The sequence below is a fragment of the Aquirufa nivalisilvae genome (assembly GCF_004307455.1).
Lineage (GTDB): Bacteria > Bacteroidota > Bacteroidia > Cytophagales > Spirosomataceae > Aquirufa > Aquirufa nivalisilvae.
Genome location: NZ_SEWX01000018.1, coordinates 1 through 631, shown reverse-complemented (window position 1 = coordinate 631; position 631 = coordinate 1). Strand labels below are relative to the sequence as shown.

1 protein-coding gene is annotated in these 631 nt (G+C 42.6%); it reads left to right on the top strand.

Going from position 1 to position 631, the window contains the following annotated elements; genetic code table 11:
- The coding region (locus EWU22_RS13360) for a hypothetical protein (protein ID WP_231962913.1) at nucleotides 1–631 on the top strand (631 nt) is incomplete at both ends.

Here is a 631-nt window from a genome sequence, read left to right as displayed (position 1 = left end):
CGAATAGTTCAACAAACCCAAGCACGGCAGCAACAGCAAGTGATAAAGTAAGTGCAGATATTAACTTTGGTACAGCTACAGTAGTTACTTTCAGTAATGGAGTAGGAACTACTTCAGTGAAATTATACAAATCAGAAACAGCCTTATTAGTAGCAACCCAAGGAGCGGTAACAACATCAGGTTCTGATCGTTTATCGATAGTAGTAAGTCCAGCAGTCTACAGTAAACTGGTGGTTAGTTTAGCTACCCCTCAGATCAGTGGCACAGCCTTTACAGGAACGAATACCTTGACAGCTCAAGATGCTTACGGAAATACGGTAACTACTTTTGCAGCCAATACGAATAATGTAACAGTAACGACAAGTTTAACAGGAACGGTAAGTGGTTTAGGAAGTGGAGTTAATAATGTATTGAACCAAGCGGGTGATTTTGTAAGTGGAGTAGCGAACTTAACGAGTTTAGGCTTGAAATTCACAGGAACTACAGGAACAGGAACGTTTACCTTTACTCCATCAACTGGAACGGCAGCGACAAGTGGATCAGTATCGATCAGTGCAGGAACGGCGACGAAATTAGTAGTAACCGGAACGGGCACTCAAACAGCAGGCAGTCCTCAAACGATTACCGTAAC